Here is a 16,810-nt window from a genome sequence, read left to right as displayed (position 1 = left end):
CGGCCGGCGCGGCCGCGGCGGGCCGGGCCCCCGAGAGCGGTGCGGCCCCCGAGGCGGACAGCCTCGTCATCGCGGGCGAGGAGTTCGGCTCCAGGCTGATCATGGGCACCGGCGGCGCGCCCAGCATGCACGTGCTGCGCGAGGCGCTGACCGCGTCCGGAACCGAGCTGACCACCGTCGCCATGCGCCGCGTGGACCCGCAGGCGCGCGGGTCGGTGCTGGACGTGCTGCGCGAGTGCGGCGTCCGGGTGCTGCCCAACACGGCGGGCTGCTTCACCGCGGGCGAGGCCGTGCTGACGGCCAAGCTGGCCCGCGAGGCGCTGCACACCAACTGGGTCAAGCTGGAGGTGATCGCCGACGAGCGCACCCTGCTGCCCGACCCGATCGAGCTGGTGGACGCGGCCGAGCAGCTGGTGGACGACGGGTTCGTGGTGCTGCCCTACACCAACGACGACCCGGTGCTGGCGCGCCGCCTGGAGCAGGTCGGCTGCGCCGCGGTGATGCCGCTGGGCTCGCCGATCGGCTCGGGCCTGGGCATCCGCAACCCGCACAACATCGAACTGATCGTCGAGCAGGCGAACGTGCCGGTGGTGCTGGACGCGGGCCTGGGCACCGCCAGCGACGCCGCGCTGGCCATGGAGCTCGGCTGCGACGCGGTGCTGCTGGCGACCGCCGTCACCCGCGCGCAGCACCCCGCCGCGATGGCCGCCGCCATGCGGCACGCCGTGCAGGCCGGGCGGCTGGCGCGGCTGGCGGGGCGCATCCCCAAGCGCCGCTACGCGCAGGCGTCGTCCCCCTGGGAGGGCCTCAGCACCGGCACCTGATGGTGAAGGAACGCTGAACGCTTCCCTGTAGAAATACTCGCTGGACCTGAAAGGTGAGTGGGCGCAGACTGATCCGCGTCCTCCCCGGCCCGCGCTGCCACCGCGCGGGAGCGCCGCCTTCCCGCCGTCCGGGCCCCCGGCCTGCGGGGGCGCTTCGGGGATTCGTGGAAACGTCCGCTTCCCGGGGTGCAGCGCATGGATCGACAGGAAGAGGCGGCGGCCCGGCCGCCGGTGGACCGGCGCGCCGTGGCCGCCGCGGCGTTCACGGTCGTGCTGTGGGCGTCGGCGTTCGTGGCGATCCGCAGCGCGGGCCGCGAGTTCTCCCCGGGCGCGCTGGCGCTGGGCCGCCTGCTGGCGGGTTCGGCCACGCTCCTGCTGCTGTGCCTGGTGCGGCGGGAGGGCCCGCCGCCGCGCGCCGCCTGGCCCGGCATCCTGGTGTCGGGGGTGCTGTGGTTCGGCGTCTACAACATCGTGCTGAACTGGGGCGAGCAGGAGGTGGACGCGGGCACCGCCGCAATGGTGGTCAACGTCGGCCCGATCCTGGTCGCGCTGCTGGGCGGCTGGCTGCTCAAGGAGGGGCTGCCGGCGCGCCTGCTGGCCGGGATCGCGGTGTCGTTCGCCGGCGCCGTCGTGGTGGGCGTCTCGCTGTCGGACGGCGGCCCGGACGGCGGGTCGGCGACGCTCGGCGTGGTGCTCTGCCTGCTGGCGGCCGTCACCTACGCGGTGGGGGTGGTCAGCCAGAAGCCCGCGTTGAAGCACGGCTCCCCGCTGCAGGTCACCGCGTACGGCTGCATGGTGGGGACGGCCGCCTGCCTGCCGTTCGCCGGGCGGCTGGCCGGGGAACTGGCCGACGCTCCGCTGAAGGCGACGCTGGACATGGTGTACCTGGGCGTCTTCCCGACCGCCCTGGCGTTCACCACCTGGGCGTATGCGCTGGCCCGCACCTCGGCGGGCAAAATGGGCGCGACCACCTACGCCGTGCCCGCCCTGGTGGTGCTGATGTCGTGGGCGCTGCTGGGCGAGGTGCCGGGCCTGCCCACCCTCGCGGGCGGCGTGCTGTGCCTGGCCGGGGTGGCGGTGTCGCGGGGCGGGTTCGCCGCCGTCCGCGCGCGGATCGCCCGCCGCTCCCCCGCCGCCCCTGGCCCCGCCGCCGAGGGTGCGGCGCCCGAGGCCGCCCGCTCACGGTGAACCGCGCCCCCGGGCACGTGCCGTCGCCGCCGGCGCCCGTTCGGGAGCGGTCCGCCCCGGAGCGGTCACGGTGCGCGACCGATCAAGGGCGGATCGATCCTCATACTCCCGACTGATGATGCGCACCGGAAAAGCCGCCTACACTCGCAGCGATGGACACGACGGTTGCCGACCCCCTCGTCGGGCGGGTGCTCGACGGGCGCTACCGCATTGAGTCCCGTGTCGCGCGCGGCGGCATGGCCACGGTCTACGTCGCCCGCGACCTGAGGCTCGATCGCGTGGTCGCCATCAAGGTGATGCACGCCAACCTCGCGGCCGACGACGAGTTCGTCGCCCGCTTCATCGGCGAGGCCAAGGCGGCCGCCGCGCTGTCGCACCCCAACGTGGTCGCGGTGTTCGACCAGCGCACCGACGGCGAGCACGTGTTCCTGGTCATGGAGTACGTGCCCGGCCGCACGCTGCGCGACCTGCTGACCGAGCGGGGCCGCCTCGGCCCCCGCGCCGCGCTGGAGATCCTCCAGCCGGTGCTGGCCGCGCTGGCCGCCGCGCACCGGGCCGGCCTGGTGCACCGCGACGTCAAGCCGGAGAACGTGCTGATCACCGAGGACGGCCAGGTCAAGGTGGCCGACTTCGGGCTGGCCCGGGCCGAGAGCGCCAGCAAGATGACCAAGACCGGGCTGATCATCGGCACCGTCGGCTACCTGGCGCCCGAGCAGGTGCTGTCCGGCGACGCCGACGTGCGCACCGACGTGTACGCGGCCGGCGTGCTGCTCTACGAACTGCTCACCGGGGAGCTGCCGCACCAGGGCGACACCCCGCTGGCGATCGCCTACAAGCACGTCAACGAGGCCGTGCCGCCGCCGTCGGACCTGGTGCCGGGCCTTCCGCAGCAGCTGGACGTGCTGGTCACCCGGGCGACCGCGCGCGAGCCCGCGCAGCGGCCGCAGGACGCCGGGCAGTTCCTGGCGCTGGCGGCCGAGGTGCACGGCGGCCTGCCGCCCGACATCGACTGGCGCGTCGAGCAGGCGGCCCGCGGGCACACCGCCGTCCTGGAGGCCCCGCCGAACGGGCCGGGCGTGCCGCCGGGGCAGAACCCGCCGCCCGGCGGCGGGCGCACCGCCGTGCTGTCGCCCGCCGAGACCGGCCCGGCCCTGGTGCCGCCGGACGACCGCGCCCCCCGGCGCGGGGTCGGCGCGCCCGCCCGGTACGTGCTGATCGCGATCGGCGCGGTCGCCGCCGTGGTGCTGGCCTGGTCGGTGTGGTACCAGACGTCCGGCCAGTACGACCACGTGCCCGACCGGCTGATCGGCATGACGGTGGCCGACGCCCGCCGGGCGCTCGCCGACGCGGGCCTGCAGGCCCGGATCGGCCCCGAGGAGTACAGCGACCGGGTCGACAAGGGCGAGATCGCCAAGACCGACCCGGCGCCGGGCACGCGGATCGCCAAGGGCGAGACGGTGACGCTGACCCCGTCCAAGGGACGGGTGCCGCGCGAGGTGCCCGACGTGCGCGGCCGCACCCTGGAGGACGCCAAGCGCATCCTGCGCGACAAGGGCCTGCAGCCGGGCCGCGAGAGCAGCACCCCGTCCCAGACGGTGGCCAAGGGCCGCGTGGTGCGCACCAACCCGGCCGCGGGCGACAAGCAGTCCCCCGACGTGCCGGTGCAGATCGTCGTCAGCAGCGGCATGTCCCTGCCGAACGTGGTGGGGCAGAAGAGCGACGACGCCGCCAACCGGCTGCGCTCCATGGGCCTCGACGTCGAGATCGAGCGGCGCCGGGTCGACGGGAAGCCCGGCGACACGGTGCTGTCGCAGAGCCCCAAGGCGGGCACCGGCGTGTCGTCCGGCGACAAGGTCACCCTCGTGGTCAACCGCCGCAACTGCCTGATCGGCGAGTTCTTCTGCGACGACGACTCCGGCGACCGGGGCGACCGGCTCCCGGTGCCGACGGTGATCGGCCAGTCGTTCGACGACGCCCGGCGCACGCTGCGCAGCTCCGGCTTCAAGGTCAAGATCGGCAGCAAGCTGGGCAACCGGGTGGTCGGGCAGAACCCGCTGCCCGGCTCCACCGCCCAGCGCGGCCAGGAGGTCACCATCTGGGGCTGACCGCCCGCCCGGCGGGCGCGGCCCGCGCGGCGCGTCGCGAGCACGGCCCGGCGCGGCCGGGAACGGTCCGGCGGGCGACTATGCTGAGCGCCCTATGGCCTTCTCATCCGTGACCTCGTCCTCCGTCGGCGCGTCCCCGGCGCCGGCCGTGGCGGGCTGCCCGGTCGGCGCGCACGTCCCGGTCGCCGGCGGCCTGGCCACCGGCGGTCTCAAGTACGCCGCCGAGATCGGCGCCGAGGCCGTCCAGGTGTTCGTGTCCAACCCGCGCGGCTGGGCGCTGCCGGACGGCCGGCCCGCCGAGGACGCCCGGCTGCGCGAGCAGGAGGATCTGCCGGTCTACGTCCACGCGGCGTACCTGGTGAACTTCGGCTCGCCCAGCGCCGACACCCTCGCCAAGTCGGTGGCGTCGGTGCGGCACGCGCTGCGCCGGGGCCGCGACATCGGCGCGCGCGGCGTGGTGGTGCACACCGGCTCGGCGGTCAGCCAGCCGTACGAGGACGCCATGCGGCAGGTCCGCGACCAGCTGCTGCCGCTGCTGGAGGAGATCCCCGACGACGGGCCCGACCTGCTGCTGGAGCCCATGGCCGGGCAGGGCCGGATGCTGTGCGCCAAGGTGGAGCAGCTCGGCCCGTTCTTCGAGGCGCTGGACCGCCATCCCAGGCTCGGGGTGTGCTTCGACACCTGCCACGCGTTCGCCGCCGGTCACGACCTGTCCGCCCCGGGCGGGGCGGCCGCGACGATCGACGCGCTCGTCGAGACGGTCGGCGAGGGGCGGCTCAAGCTCGTCCACGCCAACGACTCCAAGGACGCCTGCGGATCGGCCAGGGACCGGCACGAGAACATCGGCGCGGGGCGGATCGGCGAGGAGCCGTTCGCCGAGCTGTTCCGCCACCCGGCCGTGGCGGGCGTCCCGTTCATCATCGAGACGCCCGGGCGCGCCCCCGAACCGCACCGCAGGGACGTCGAGACCCTCAAGCGCCTGCGCGACCGCTGAGCCGCCCGCGCCGCACCCCTGCATCTCAGCCCCCTGCATCTCACCGGGCCGGCCCCCGAAACGGAAAACGGCCCGGGCGTCGCTGAACAACCCCCCGACTATTCAGCGACGCCCGAGCCTCACGCCGTCGGATCCCACCCCCCCGGTACGGGATCCGACGGCTCCTGATCCGGCTTATCGGTGCCGTGCCGGATCTCCTCTGTTGTTCCGTGCGGGGGTGGCGGTTGCGCCGCCGGCGGGCCGATGAACTCGGGGCCGTCCGCGTCCACTCGCTCCCCCCGAAGCGGTGTGGTGCGTGGTGCCAGTGAAAACAGTAGAGGGATCAGATACCGGTGGGGAGGCGATGGCCGGGTCCCCTCGGCCAACGGCGGATAGCCGTCGATGTGCGTCCCGCCGCGGGCCGACGAACGGTCGAAGCACGACGACGAACGGTTTCGCAGCAACAGAGGGGAACAGCCAACTTCCTTCGGCGTACAGGCGTCAACGATTGATGATTTCCTCCGGCAGATGCAACCGGGCCAGCGCCCGGTCGGCCCGGCGGGGCACCCGGCGGCGGGTCAGCAGCGACCCGGCCACCATCACCGCGAACGTCAGCGGCACGATCGCCATCGCCGGCTGCGCCAGCAGCGCGGCGGGCCAGCCGTCTTGCGGCCCGCCGAACAGCCGGGTGACCGCCGCCGCCACCGCCAGCCCCCCGCCCACCACCAGCCCGGCGCCCGCACCGGCCGCCGTCAGGCCGCGCCACCAGATGCCGAGCAGCAGCAGCGGGCACAGCGAGCACGCCGACACCGTCAGCGCCAGAGTGACCAGCCTGGCCGCGCCGATCGCGCCGACGTCCGAGGCCGGCGTCAGCGGCACCCCCAGCGGCACCGCCAGCGCGAACACCGTGCCGAGCCGGAAGGCCGCCACGCCGCCGCGCAGCACCCGCTGCGACACCGTGCCCGCGATCGCCACCACGATGCCGCAGGACGTGGAGATGAACGCGGCGAACGCCCCCGCCGCGACCAGGCCCGTCAGCAGCGCGCCCGCGGTGCCGGGCACCAGCCGCTGCGGCACCATCAGGATGGTCGCGTCGGTGTCGCCGGTGACGAGCAGCTCCGGCGTGTAGAAGCGGCCGAGCGTCCCGTACACGACCGGGAACAGATAGAACAGCGCCAGCAGCACCGGCACCATCGCGACGGTGCGGCGCGCCGCACTGCCGCAGGTCGCGGTGTAGAACCGCATCAGGATGTGCGGCAGCCCCATCGTGCCCAGCAGCACGCCCAGCAGCGCCGAGTATGTGGCGAACAGCGGGTGGTCGTGGCCCCGGGCGAACGGCAGCGCCCAGGCGTGGTCCTCCTGGATCGGCAGCCGTTCGGCGTGCGGCACCCACGCCCCCGCCGGGAACCGCAGCTCGGTGCCCTCGGCCACGGTGTGCCGGCCCCGCGGCAGCCGCACCGGCCGCCCGTGGCGGGTCTCGCCGTCCACCTCGCCGCGCACCGTCACGTCCGTGTCGGCGGGCACCCGCACGGCCACGTCGGTCTGCACCCGGACGACGGTGGCGCGGGGGAACTTCGGCGGCCCGTCACCGGCGAGGTCGCGGGCCCCGTCCAGCCGCCAGACGGCCAGCACGGCGATGGCCGGGACCGCCACCGCGCACACCTTCACCCAGTACTGCATCGCCTGGACGACGGTGATGCTGCGCATGCCGCCCGACAGCACCAGGCCCGCCACCACGGCCACCACCAGCGCCCAGCCCGTCCAGGGGGGCGCGCCGGTCAGCACCCACAGCGTGACGCCGGCGCCCTGGAACTGCGGCAGCAGGTAGAACCAGCCGATCACGCACACGCACACCGACACCAGGCGCCGCACGGCCAGCGAGCCGAGCCGCCACTCGGCGAAGTCGGAGATGGTGTAGGCGCCCGAGCGGCGCAGCGGCGCGGTCACGAACGCCAGCAGCAGCACGTACCCGCCGACGGCCCCGATCGGCAGCCACAGCACGTCGGCGCCGTGGGCCAGCAGCAGCCCCGCCCACCCGAGGAACGCCGCCGCCGAGATGTACTCGCCGCTGATCGCGGCGGCGTTCCACAGCGGCGTCACCCCGCGCGAAGCGACCAGGAAGTCGGAGGCGGCGTCGCCGCCGACGGGCGGGCGGCCGCGCAGCGCGGTCGAGCCGCGCACCGTGGTCAGCGCCGTCATCAGGCCGAGGACGACGATCAGCGCGGTCAGCGCGATGGCCACGGCCGGCGCGATCACGGGTGGTCCACGAAGCGCGCGAACTCCCGCTCGGTGCGTTCGGCCCGCCACAGCTGCCGGACCGCCAGGATGATCCAGACCGGCTGCACGCCCAGCATCAGCAGCGGCCAGGCCAGCGGCACCCCGTGCACCCGGGCCCGCGCCAGCGCGGGGACCAGGGTCAGCAGCAGGGGCAGCCCGATGACCGCGGTCAGCACCGCCCCGGCGGTCAGCAGCGCCGAGCGCAGCTGCGCGCGGATCAGCGCGCGCGCGTACACGGCGCCGAGCTCGGTCTGCTCGTCGAGGTCGCGGGCGACGCCCCAGCCCGTGCCGACCGGTCCGCGGCGGGCCCGGTGGGTGCGCGGATTGGACACCGCGACGCGGCGCGGCTCAGTCATCGGCGTGTCCGCCGCCGCGTCCGCCGCCGGGCTCCCACTCGTCGCCGCGCCCGTCCCGGCCGCCGCCTCGCCGTCCCGGCCCGCCGTCCGGCCGGCCGCGGCGGCCGCCGGGTCCGCCGCCGGGGTCGCCCCGCCGGGGGCCGGGCTCGCCGTTCCGGCCGTCCGGGTCGGCGTTGCGGAAGCGGCGCACCAGCAGGTCGCGCACCTGCCGGGTGTGGCGGCGGGCGACCGGCAGCAGCTCCTGCCCGACCTGCACGGCCGCGCGGCCGCCGTCGAAGCGCAGCTCGGTGATGTGTGCCAGGGCGACCAGCGTGCTGCGGTGGATGCGGATGAACCCGGCCGCCTCCCAGCGGCGCGCCAGCTGGGCCAGCGGCATGCGCACCAGGTAGCTGCCCTCGGCGGTGTGCAGCCGCACGTAGTCGCCCTGCGCCTCCACGTACGTCACCTCCCGGCGGGGCACAAGGCGGGTGCGGCCGCCCAGTTCCACCGGCACCATCTCGTCCTCGGGCGGGCGGTCGACGGCGCGCTTGTCCTGCCCGGCGGCGCGGTGGACCGCCTCGTCGACCCGGCGGACGGCCTCGGCCAGCCGCTCCGGCCGCACCGGCTTGAGCAGGTAGTCCAGCGCCCCCAGCTCGTAGGCGGTGACCGCGCAGTTGTCGTGCGCGGTGACGAACACCACCACCGGCGGGGAGGCGAACCCCGACAGCAGCCTCGTGAAGTCGAGGCCGTCCAGGCCCGGCATGCGGATGTCGAGGAACACCGCGTCGAGCCGGTCGCCGGACACCAGCATCCGGCTCAGGTTGCGCAGCGCCGCGGCGGCGTCGCAGGCCCCGATGACGCGCTCGATCCGCGGGTCCTCCCGCAGCAGGTAGACCAGTTCCTCCAAGGCGGGGACCTCATCGTCAACGGCAAGGACGCGCAGCATAAGAGGACCCTGCCGCGATTACCGATCGTCTGCAATCGGTTTCGCACAGTGAAGGAATTTCGCCGACGGACCGTTGACCGCACACGGGTACCGTCCCCGGCGCCGGGACGCCGCCGCTCAGTCGGGGAACACGCCCGGACTGTACTTGGGAACCCGCAGGTTGACCTTGGTGCCCGCGCCGATCGCCGTCTCGACCGTCAGCCCGTACTCGTCGCCGTAGACCTGCCGCAGCCGCTCGTCGACGTTGGCCAGGCCGATGCCCGCGCCGCCGCGCCGGTCGCGCCCGGCCGACAGGGGGCCCGCGGCCAGGATCTCCCGCAGCCGGCCGGGGTCCATGCCGACCCCGTCGTCCTCCACGCTGATCGCCGCCTCGGCCCCCTCGTCGCGCGCCACGATCTGGATGCGGAACGGCTCGCGGGCGTCGGCCATGCCGTGCCGGATCGCGTTCTCCACCAGCGGCTGCAGCGACAGGAACGGCAGCGCCACCGGCAGCACCTCCGGGGCGACCTCCACGCTGAACTGCAGCCGGTCGCCGAACCGGGCCCGCTCCAGCAGCAGGTACCGGTCGATGGAGCGCAGCTCGTCGGCCAGGGTGGTGAAGTCGCGCGGGTTGCGGAACGAGTAGCGGGCGAAGTCGGCGAAGTCCAGCAGCAGGTCGCGGGCCCGTTCGGGGTCGGTGCGGACGAACGAGGCGATGGTGGTCAGCGAGTTGTAGACGAAGTGGGGGGAGATCTGGGCGCGCAGCGCGCGCATCTCGGCCTCGGCCAGGCGCGCGCGGGAGGAGTCCAGCTCGGCCAGCTCCAGCTGGCTGGACACCCACCGGGCCAGCTCGCCCACCGCGCGCACGCGCGCCGCCGAGGCGCTGCCCCCGTAGGCGGCCAGCGCCCCCTCGACCCGCCCCTGCACCGACAGCGGCGCCACCATGGCCACGCGGATGCGGCACCTGGCGTCCTCGCACGACAGCACGTCCGGTCCGATCACGCGCAGCCGCCCGGACTCCAGCACCGGCCGGGCGTGGTGCAGCACCGCCCAGGCGTGCCGGGAGCCGCCCGCGCCGTCCCACACCAGCAGCCGGCCCGGCCCGTCCTCAGGATCGCCGGGCGGCCCGTCGTGCGGGTCGGCGTGCGGGTCGGCGTGCGGGTCGTCCACCGGTGCGGCGGCCACCAGCGCCACCGCCTCGACGCCGAGCAGCGTCCGCAGGTGCCGGGCCGCCTTGCGGGCGGAGTCGCGGTTCAGCCCGCCGCGCAGGGACGGCGAGGCCCGCGAGATGGTGTGCAGCGTCGCGAACGTCGCCTCGTCGGCCATGCTGCCGAACCCGCGCCGGGACCGCAGCCACGGCCGCAGGGCGCACGTGCCGAGGGCAGCGGTCATGGCCGCCCCGCCGACCAGAATACCGGTCACGGACGGTATCAACATGAAGACACACAGTAATGCCCATGAGGGGGTGCGGCCCTGCCGTTTGGGGCAACAGGCACCGTCCGGCACAGACTGTGGACCGCCCGGGGGCGCGCCGGTCAGTAGGGCGGGGCCTCGCCCTCCTCCTCCTGGTACGAGTATCGCTGCTCGTTCCAGGGGTCGGCGACGTTGTGGTAGCCGCGCTCCTCCCAGAAGCCGCGGCGGTCCTTGACCATGTACTCCACGCCCCGGACCCACTTGACGCTCTTCCACGCGTACAGGTGCGGCACCACCAGGCGGACGGGGAAGCCGTGGTCGGGGGTGAGCCGCTCCCCGTTGCGGTACATGGCGAACATCGTCGTGTCCGCCAGGAAGTCGCTCATGCGGATGTTGGCGCTGTAGCCGTACTCGGCCCACACCATCACGTGGGTGACGTCCGGGTGGGGCGGGGCGAGCTCCACGACGGTCGAGCCGGGCACGCCCTCCCATTCGTTGTCGAGGATGGAGAACTTGGTGACGCAGTGGAAGTCGCCGACCGCCCTGGTGCGCGGCAGCCGTTCGAACTCCTCCCACGTCCAGCGGTACTGCCCGCCCGACTCGGTCGCGCCGAACACCCGGAAGTCCCACGATTCGGGACGGAACCTGGGCACCGGGCCGTAGTGGAGGACGGGCCAGCCGCGGGGGATGTACTGCCCCGGCGGCAATGGTTTGCCGGGCGCTTCGCCGGAAGGCTCATCGGGTGGGGACATGACGCGGCCATACTGCCATCCGGCGTGAGCTGAGCCATATTCACCCCCTCCTCTCCGGCGGTCCGGACCGTGGGTTACTCTTGTCGCGTGCGCAACGTCGTGTATTTCTTTTGGTTCGACCAGCCCGGGCGGCTGGTCTGCCAGACGCTGCGCTGACAGACCTTCAGGCGATGAGCCCCGGGCCGCTGCGGCCCGGGGCTTTCGTCGTTTCCAGGGCGCGGACGCGGGGTCCGCCGGATCCCGCCGCAAGAGGAGGCACAGCATGGTCGTCGTCATGGCCCCGGAGGCCACCGAATCGGATATCCAGGCCGTCGTCTCGCTGGTCGAGACGACGGGAGGCGAGGCGTTCGTCAGCCGCGGCGTCGAGCGCACCATCATCGGGCTGGTCGGGGACGTGCAGCAGTTCGCGTCGCTGAACCTGCGCGGCATGGGCGGGGTCAGCGACGTGCTCCGCATCTCCGCCCCGTACAAGCTGGTCAGCAGGGAGAACCACGCCGAGCGCTCGGTGGTGCGGGTCGGCGGGGTGCCGATCGGACCGGGCACGATGACGCTGATCGCCGGGCCGTGCGCGGTGGAGACCCCCGAGCAGACCCTGCAGGCGGCGCAGATGGCCAAGGCGGCGGGCGCCACCCTGCTGCGCGGCGGCGCGTTCAAGCCGCGCACCTCGCCCTACGCCTTCCAGGGCCTCGGCGAGGCCGGGCTGAAGATCCTGGCGGACGTGCGGGCCGAGACGGGCATGCCGATCGTCACCGAGGTCGTCGACGCCCACGACGTGGAGCTGATCGCCCGGTACGCCGACATGCTGCAGATCGGCACCCGCAACGCGCAGAACTTCGCGCTGCTGCAGGCCGCCGGGGAGTCGGGCATGCCGGTGCTGCTCAAGCGGGGGATGAGCGGCACCATCGAGGAGTGGCTGATGGCCGCCGAGTACATCGCCCAGCGCGGCAACCTCGACATCGTGCTGTGCGAGCGGGGCATCCGCACCTTCGAGAAGGCCACCCGCAACACCCTGGACATCTCCGCGGTGCCGGTGGCGCAGCGCCTGGGCCACCTGCCGGTGATCGTGGACCCGTCCCACTCGGGCGGGCGCCGCGACCTGGTGCTGCCGCTGACCCGCGCGGCCATCGCGGTCGGCGCCGACGGCGTGATCGTCGACGTGCACCCGCACCCGGAGACCGCGCTGTGCGACGGCCCGCAGGCGCTGGTGGACGGCGATCTGCGCGAGCTGGCCCGCGTCGTGCGCGAGCTGCCGCCGCTGGTCGGCCGCAGGCTCGCCGAGGCCGCCGACGAGCCCGTCTCGGCCTGACGCCTCCCCGAGGGACGGCCGCGGGCCGCGCGAGCACCGAGGTGACCGCGCGGCCCGCGCCGGATGGTAGTGTCGCGGCCATGGCGTACTGGACGGCGAACCTGGGGCCGCCCCGCTCCTGACCGGGGTGCGGCGACCTTTCCCCTCTCTTCTTCTCCGCCCGGCCCGGCGCGGACGCGCCCGGCCCGGCGGCGCGTGCCGCCCGCCGCGTGAGCGCGGCCCGGCGGCGCGTCCGGCTGCGCCCCGGACCCGGATCATCCCGTCCGATTCGAGTTCAGGAGCGAGTCCTCGTTGTCCGTACGTCCTGATTCACCGCGCGCGCTCTCGTCCGTCTCCGCGCGCCGCGGCGGGCGCCGCTCCGGCGCCGTCGACATCCTCCTGGCCGCCGCCCTGTGGGGCACCGCCGGGCCGGTCTTCACGCTGGCGCCGGCCTCGGCGTCGCCGGTCTCGGCGGCCTCGGCCCGCATCGTGCTGGGCGGCGCGCTGCTGTTCGCCCTGGTGGCGTTCTCGTCCCGCCGCACGGCCCTGCGCGGCCTGCTGCGGCAGGGCCGCCGGGCCTGGCTCCCGCTGGTGCTCGGCGCCGTCTGCGGGGCCGTCTACCAGGTCACCTATCTGGCGTCGGTCGCCCTCACCGGAGTGGCGATCGCGACCGTGGTGTCGCTGGGCAGCGCGCCCGCCTTCGCGGGCCTGCTGACCCTGCGGGGCCTGGGCCGCCGCTGGTCGGCCACCACTGCGGGTGCCGTGGCCGGCTGCGCCCTGCTGATGAGCGGGGGCGAGGCGTCCGGGGCCGACCCGGGCGGGGTGGCGCTCGCGCTGTTCTGCGGGTTCACCTACGCCGCGTACACGATGGTGGCCGCGCGGCTGATCGAGCGCGGCGCGGACGACCAGGTGGTGATGGGCTCGATCTTCGGCGGCGCGGCGGTGCTGCTGCTGCCGGTGCTGCTGGCGGGCTCGCCCGGGTGGCTGCTGGACGTCCGGGGCGCCGCGGTGGCCTGCTACCTGGGCGCGGTCGGCACGGCGGCGTCGTACGTGCTGTTCGCGCGGGGGCTGCGCACCACGTCGGGCGCGACCGCCACCACGCTGAGCCTGGCCGAGCCCGCCGTGGCCGCGATCATCGGTTTGGTGCTGCTCGGCGAGCATCTCGGCGGTGTCGCGCTGGCCGGACTGGGCCTGCTCGCCGTCAGCCTGGTGACGTTGGTGTTCCCTGAGCGAAAGTAACAAATAGGTCTGAACCACTCGCCAGGACGGGGCCCCGGCGAGGATGATGGCCGGCATGACGACGGGCGAGGGAGACGCCGCCGGGCGGCTGTTCCCCGAGGGCCTGGACGGCGTCGATCCGGTCGCCGCCGTGATGCTGGCGGACGCGTGCCGGTCCATCGCCGCCTATCCCGACCCGGTCGCGGTGGGCGCCCTGTTCACCGCGGCCGAACGGGTCCCCGGCGGCTGGCGGGTCTGCTGCGCGTGCGATCCGTCGCCGCAGGGCGCCCGGGAGCTGCTGGCCGACCATCTCGACGACCGCGCCGCGTCCGCCGGCGGCGAGCGCGGCGCTGCGCTGCGCGCGGCGGCACGCAAGCTGTGCTCCGGGCCGCCGCGCGACGAGGTGCGGGCGGGCGACCTGCGGTTCCGGGTGCTGCGGATCGAGCAGCTGGTGCGCAACGGGCCGGACGGCCCCGAACCGCCCCGCCCCACCGACCTCGACCCCGACCCGCGCCGGGGGCGCCCGAGCGGCGCCCCCGGCCGCGCCCACGACTTCCTGCCCGACGGCTGGGCCACGCCCGACATCGCCACGGCCGAACTGCTGTGGCAGCTGCTGGACGCGGCGGCGCGCGCGGGCCGGCGGCCGCCCGAGCCGTTCCTGACGCCGCTGCCGCTGGCCCCGGCGTTCACCGTGGCCGAGCGGACGAACGGCCGGTGGCACCCGGTGGGCCGGCTGCATGACGCGCCGCGGCAGGCGCGCGAGGCGCTGGCGGTCTACTTCCGGCACATCGTCCCGGCGGTGGAGCACCCGGACGCGGGCCACCTGGCCGAGTACGCCGAGGCCGCCGAGCTGATGACCGACGGCACCCGCCGCAACGGCATCACGGTGGCGGGCCGCCGGTTCCGCATCGTGCGCATCGAACGCCTGACCCTGATGGGCTCCGACGGCCCGCGATGCTGACGCCGGGCCGGCCGCGGGGCGGTCAGCCGGCCGCCGCCTCGCTGTAGACGGGGCGGTGCTCCTGCACGGACTCGGCCAGGCGCTCGGCCAGCTCGCCGACGTCCAGGCGCTTCTCCAGCACCCGCAGGTCCTCGATGCGGGCGCGGGTCTCGGCGCGGCGCGGAGCCAGCAGGGTGCAGCAGTCCTCGTCGGGCAGCTCGGAGATCGCCAAGGTGCGGATGCGGCGCGCCTGGTCCATGATCTCGGTCTTGTCCATGCCGATCAGCGGGCGCAGGATCGGCAGCTGCACCGCGTCGTCCAGGGCGGTGATGTTGGCCAGGGTCTGGCTGCTGACCTGGCCGAGGGCGTCCCCGGTGACCAGCGCGGCGCCGCCCAGGTTGCGGGCGACCAGCTCGGCGGTGCGCAGCATGACCCGGCGCTGCGCCACGACCGCCAGCCGGTCGGCGCCGGAGGACTTGATCTGCTGCTGCGCCTTGCCGAACGGCACCACCAGCAGCCGCGACCCGCCCTGGAACCGGTCCAGCTCGCGCACCAGCGCGTACGCCTTGTAGATCGACTCCGGGCCGGTGAACGGCATGCCGGAGAAGTGCAGGAAGTCCACCCGCAGGCCGCGGCGCATCATGCGGTAGGCGGCCACGGGCGAGTCGATGCCGCCCGACAGCAGCACCAGGGCGCGGCCGCTCATGCCGACCGGCAGTCCGCCCTGGCCGGGCAGCCCGCCGGTGAATACGAACACCTCGTCCCGGTCGACCTCGATCGACAGCGTGTGGTCGGGGTTCGACAGCCGCACCGGCAGCCCGTAGGCCTGCACGATCGCGGCGCCGATCGCGCGGTCCAGTTCGGAGGAGGTCATCGGGAACCGCTTGTCGCGGCGGCGCGAGCGCACCGCGAAGCTGCCGGTGCGCCCGGCCATCAGCGCCAGCGCGGCGCGCTCCACGCTCGCCGGGTCCTTGCCGACCGCCCAGGCGCGGTGCGCCCACACGATGCCCATCACGTCGGTGATGCGGGCGGCGAGGCGCTCCACGGCGGCCTCGTCGGCGCCGGGCGCGCGCACCACCATCACCCCGTGGCGGCGGATGATCTCGACGCGGGGCACCATGCCGCGCACGGCCGCCCGCACGTTCTCGGCCAGCCGCCGCTCGAACCGCTCGCGGTTCTTGCCCTTGAGCACGACCTCGCCGAGCTTGAGCAGCACGCACGGCTCGCCGTCGACCGGCGGGGCCCCGGTGACGGACGCGGTCGCGGCGTCGAGCGTGGGCATGCGGGATCCTCCTGCGAAAGTCAAGAACGGGCAGATTTCTAGTGTGGCCCACACGCCCCAACGCCGCGACTCGTCGCGCTGTTCCCGGCGCCCGTCCAGCCGGAGTCCGCCCGGGGACGCGCCCCCGGGCGGACGGACCGCCGGCGCGGCTCAGCCGAAGAAGACCTCGGCCTCCTGGTAGCGCTCCAGCGGGACGGTCTTGAGCTCCTTGGTCGCCTCGTCCAGCCCGACCCGGACGATCTCGGTGCCGCGCAGCGCGACCATCTTGCCGAAGTCGCCGGCGCGGACGGCGTCGATGGCCTGCAGGCCGAACCGGGTGGCCAGGACCCGGTCGAAGGCCGAGGGGGTGCCGCCGCGCTGGATGTGGCCGAGCACGGTGCAGCGCGCCTCCTTGCCGGTGCGCTTTTCGATCTCGTCGGCGAGCCGCTGGCCGATGCCGCCGAGCCGGACGTGCCCGAACGCGTCGAGCTCGCCGGTCTGCAGCTCCATCTGCCCGTCCACCGGGTGGGCGCCCTCGGCGACCACGATGATCGGGGCGTAGCGGGTCTTGAACCGGCTCTCGACGTACTCGACGACCTTGTCGATGTCGAACGGCCGCTCGGGGATCAGGATGACGTTGGCGCCCGCGGCCATCCCGGCGTGCAGGGCGATCCAGCCCGCGTGCCGGCCCATGACCTCGCAGATCAGCGCGCGGTGGTGGCTCTCGGCGGTGGTGTGCAGCCGGTCGATGGCCTCGGTCGCGATGTTGACCGCGGTGTCGAAGCCGAAGGTGTAGTCGGTGGCGTTCAGGTCGTTGTCGATGGTCTTGGGCACGCCGACCACGTTGACTCCGTTGGCGTGCAGCTCGCGCGCCACGCCGAGGGTGTCCTCGCCGCCGATGGCGATCAGGGCGTCCACGCCCAGTCCGGCCAGGTTGTCCTTGATCCGCTCGATGCCGCCCTCGACCTTGAGCGGGTTGGTCCGCGAGGAGCCCAGGATGGTGCCGCCGCGCGGCAGGATGCCGCGCACCGCCTGCACGTCGAGGGCCACCGTGTCGCCCTCCAGCGGCCCGCGCCAGCCCGCCCGGAAGCCCACGAACTCATAGCCGAAGTTCTGGACGCCCTTGCGCACCACCGCGCGGATGACGGCGTTCAGCCCGGGGCAGTCGCCACCGCCGGTCAGCACTCCGACGCGCATGCCCTCTCCTTCTCCTGCCATGATGGGCCCTCCCTCGACTTCTTCACTGGTCAGACTAGTCGTCCGCACGGTCCCACAGGAGCCGACCGGCGCGCCGGGGGCGTGCCGGCGGACGGG

13 protein-coding genes and 1 pseudogene are annotated in these 16,810 nt (G+C 74.6%); 7 read left to right on the top strand and 7 right to left on the bottom strand.

What is annotated here, in order from left to right; genetic code table 11:
* Positions 1–68: 68 nt before the first annotated feature.
* From QSK22_RS03680 to QSK22_RS03665, 4 genes are all read left to right on the top strand, one after another.
* Positions 69–824 (top strand): thiazole synthase, encoded by a 756-nt coding sequence (locus QSK22_RS03680; RefSeq protein WP_285492906.1) that lies wholly within the window; start codon positions 69–71, stop codon positions 822–824.
* 195 nt (positions 825–1,019) lie between these two features.
* Positions 1,020–2,012, top strand: a complete 993-nt coding sequence (locus QSK22_RS03675; protein ID WP_285492498.1) for a DMT family transporter — start codon at positions 1,020–1,022, stop codon at positions 2,010–2,012.
* Positions 2,013–2,164: 152 nt separating this feature from the next.
* Positions 2,165–4,117, top strand: a complete 1,953-nt coding sequence (pknB, locus tag QSK22_RS03670) for a Stk1 family PASTA domain-containing Ser/Thr kinase (protein WP_285492497.1) — start codon at positions 2,165–2,167, stop codon at positions 4,115–4,117.
* 94 nt (positions 4,118–4,211) lie between these two features.
* Complete coding sequence (locus QSK22_RS03665) at positions 4,212–5,111, top strand: deoxyribonuclease IV (RefSeq protein ID WP_285492496.1); 900 nt, start codon at positions 4,212–4,214, stop codon at positions 5,109–5,111.
* A 480-nt stretch (positions 5,112–5,591) separates the two neighbouring features.
* On the opposite strand, the gene QSK22_RS03660 is transcribed toward QSK22_RS03665, so the two are convergent.
* The 5 genes and pseudogenes from QSK22_RS03660 to QSK22_RS03640 form a co-directional block, all read right to left on the bottom strand.
* Entirely contained in the window at positions 5,592–7,346 is a 1,755-nt protein-coding gene (locus QSK22_RS03660; protein ID WP_285492495.1) for a sodium/solute symporter, read from the bottom strand.
* Positions 7,343–7,723 (bottom strand): hypothetical protein, encoded by a 381-nt coding sequence (locus tag QSK22_RS03655; RefSeq protein WP_285492494.1) that lies wholly within the window; start codon positions 7,721–7,723, stop codon positions 7,343–7,345. The genes QSK22_RS03660 and QSK22_RS03655 overlap by 4 nt, the downstream gene beginning before the upstream one ends.
* 175 nt (positions 7,724–7,898) lie before the next feature.
* Positions 7,899–8,648 (bottom strand): annotated as a pseudogene (locus QSK22_RS03650) (LytR/AlgR family response regulator transcription factor); the annotation flags it as partial.
* Between the two features lie 117 nt (positions 8,649–8,765).
* On the bottom strand, positions 8,766–10,049 hold the full coding sequence (locus tag QSK22_RS03645) for a histidine kinase (RefSeq protein WP_352231406.1): 1,284 nt from the start codon (positions 10,047–10,049) through the stop codon (positions 8,766–8,768).
* A gap of 113 nt (positions 10,050–10,162) precedes the next feature.
* A complete protein-coding gene (locus QSK22_RS03640) occupies positions 10,163–10,792 on the bottom strand; it encodes a sulfite oxidase-like oxidoreductase (protein WP_285492493.1) in 630 nt (209 codons plus the stop codon).
* 262 nt (positions 10,793–11,054) lie between these two features.
* Between QSK22_RS03640 and aroF the strand changes: the two genes are divergently transcribed.
* The 3 genes from aroF to QSK22_RS03625 all read left to right on the top strand — a co-directional run bounded on the left by aroF (position 11,055) and on the right by QSK22_RS03625 (position 14,256).
* Positions 11,055–12,098, top strand: coding sequence for a 3-deoxy-7-phosphoheptulonate synthase (gene aroF, locus QSK22_RS03635; RefSeq protein ID WP_285492492.1), 1,044 nt, complete (start codon positions 11,055–11,057; stop codon positions 12,096–12,098).
* 291 nt (positions 12,099–12,389) lie between these two features.
* Positions 12,390–13,316 carry an EamA family transporter gene (locus QSK22_RS03630; protein ID WP_285492491.1) on the top strand — a complete coding sequence of 309 codons (927 nt, stop codon included), beginning with the start codon at positions 12,390–12,392 and terminating at the stop codon, positions 13,314–13,316.
* A gap of 55 nt (positions 13,317–13,371) precedes the next feature.
* Positions 13,372–14,256 (top strand): DUF5954 family protein, encoded by an 885-nt coding sequence (locus tag QSK22_RS03625; protein ID WP_285492490.1) that lies wholly within the window; start codon positions 13,372–13,374, stop codon positions 14,254–14,256.
* 22 nt (positions 14,257–14,278) lie between these two features.
* Here QSK22_RS03625 and thiI read toward each other — a convergent pair whose 3' ends face one another.
* Positions 14,279–15,517: a tRNA uracil 4-sulfurtransferase ThiI gene (thiI, locus tag QSK22_RS03620; protein WP_285492489.1), complete on the bottom strand. Its 1,239-nt coding sequence runs from the start codon at positions 15,515–15,517 to the stop codon at positions 14,279–14,281.
* 150 nt (positions 15,518–15,667) lie between these two features.
* Positions 15,668–16,693, bottom strand: coding sequence for a 6-phosphofructokinase (locus QSK22_RS03615; protein ID WP_285492904.1), 1,026 nt, complete (start codon positions 16,691–16,693; stop codon positions 15,668–15,670).
* Between the last annotated feature and the right edge of the window lie 117 nt (positions 16,694–16,810).

The organism is Actinomadura sp. NBRC 104425, assembly GCF_030269545.1.
In the GTDB taxonomy this organism is placed as follows: Bacteria; Actinomycetota; Actinomycetes; order Streptosporangiales; family Streptosporangiaceae; genus Spirillospora; species Spirillospora keratinilytica.
Note: the sequence above shows the minus strand (reverse complement) of the source record. Positions and strands in the feature narration are given on the sequence as shown.

Coding starts and splice junctions, on each gene's coding strand:
- QSK22_RS03675 (WP_285492498.1), top strand. CDS start 1,020: ATGGATCGACAGGAAGAGGCGGCGGCCCGGCCGCCGGTGGACCGGCGC.
- pknB (WP_285492497.1), top strand. CDS start 2,165: ATGGACACGACGGTTGCCGACCCCCTCGTCGGGCGGGTGCTCGACGGG.
- QSK22_RS03665 (WP_285492496.1), top strand. CDS start 4,212: ATGGCCTTCTCATCCGTGACCTCGTCCTCCGTCGGCGCGTCCCCGGCG.
- QSK22_RS03655 (WP_285492494.1), bottom strand. CDS start 7,723: ATGACTGAGCCGCGCCGCGTCGCGGTGTCCAATCCGCGCACCCACCGG.
- QSK22_RS03640 (WP_285492493.1), bottom strand. CDS start 10,792: ATGTCCCCACCCGATGAGCCTTCCGGCGAAGCGCCCGGCAAACCATTG.
- aroF (WP_285492492.1), top strand. CDS start 11,055: ATGGTCGTCGTCATGGCCCCGGAGGCCACCGAATCGGATATCCAGGCC.
- QSK22_RS03625 (WP_285492490.1), top strand. CDS start 13,372: ATGACGACGGGCGAGGGAGACGCCGCCGGGCGGCTGTTCCCCGAGGGC.
- thiI (WP_285492489.1), bottom strand. CDS start 15,517: ATGCCCACGCTCGACGCCGCGACCGCGTCCGTCACCGGGGCCCCGCCG.
- QSK22_RS03615 (WP_285492904.1), bottom strand. CDS start 16,693: ATGCGCGTCGGAGTGCTGACCGGCGGTGGCGACTGCCCCGGGCTGAAC.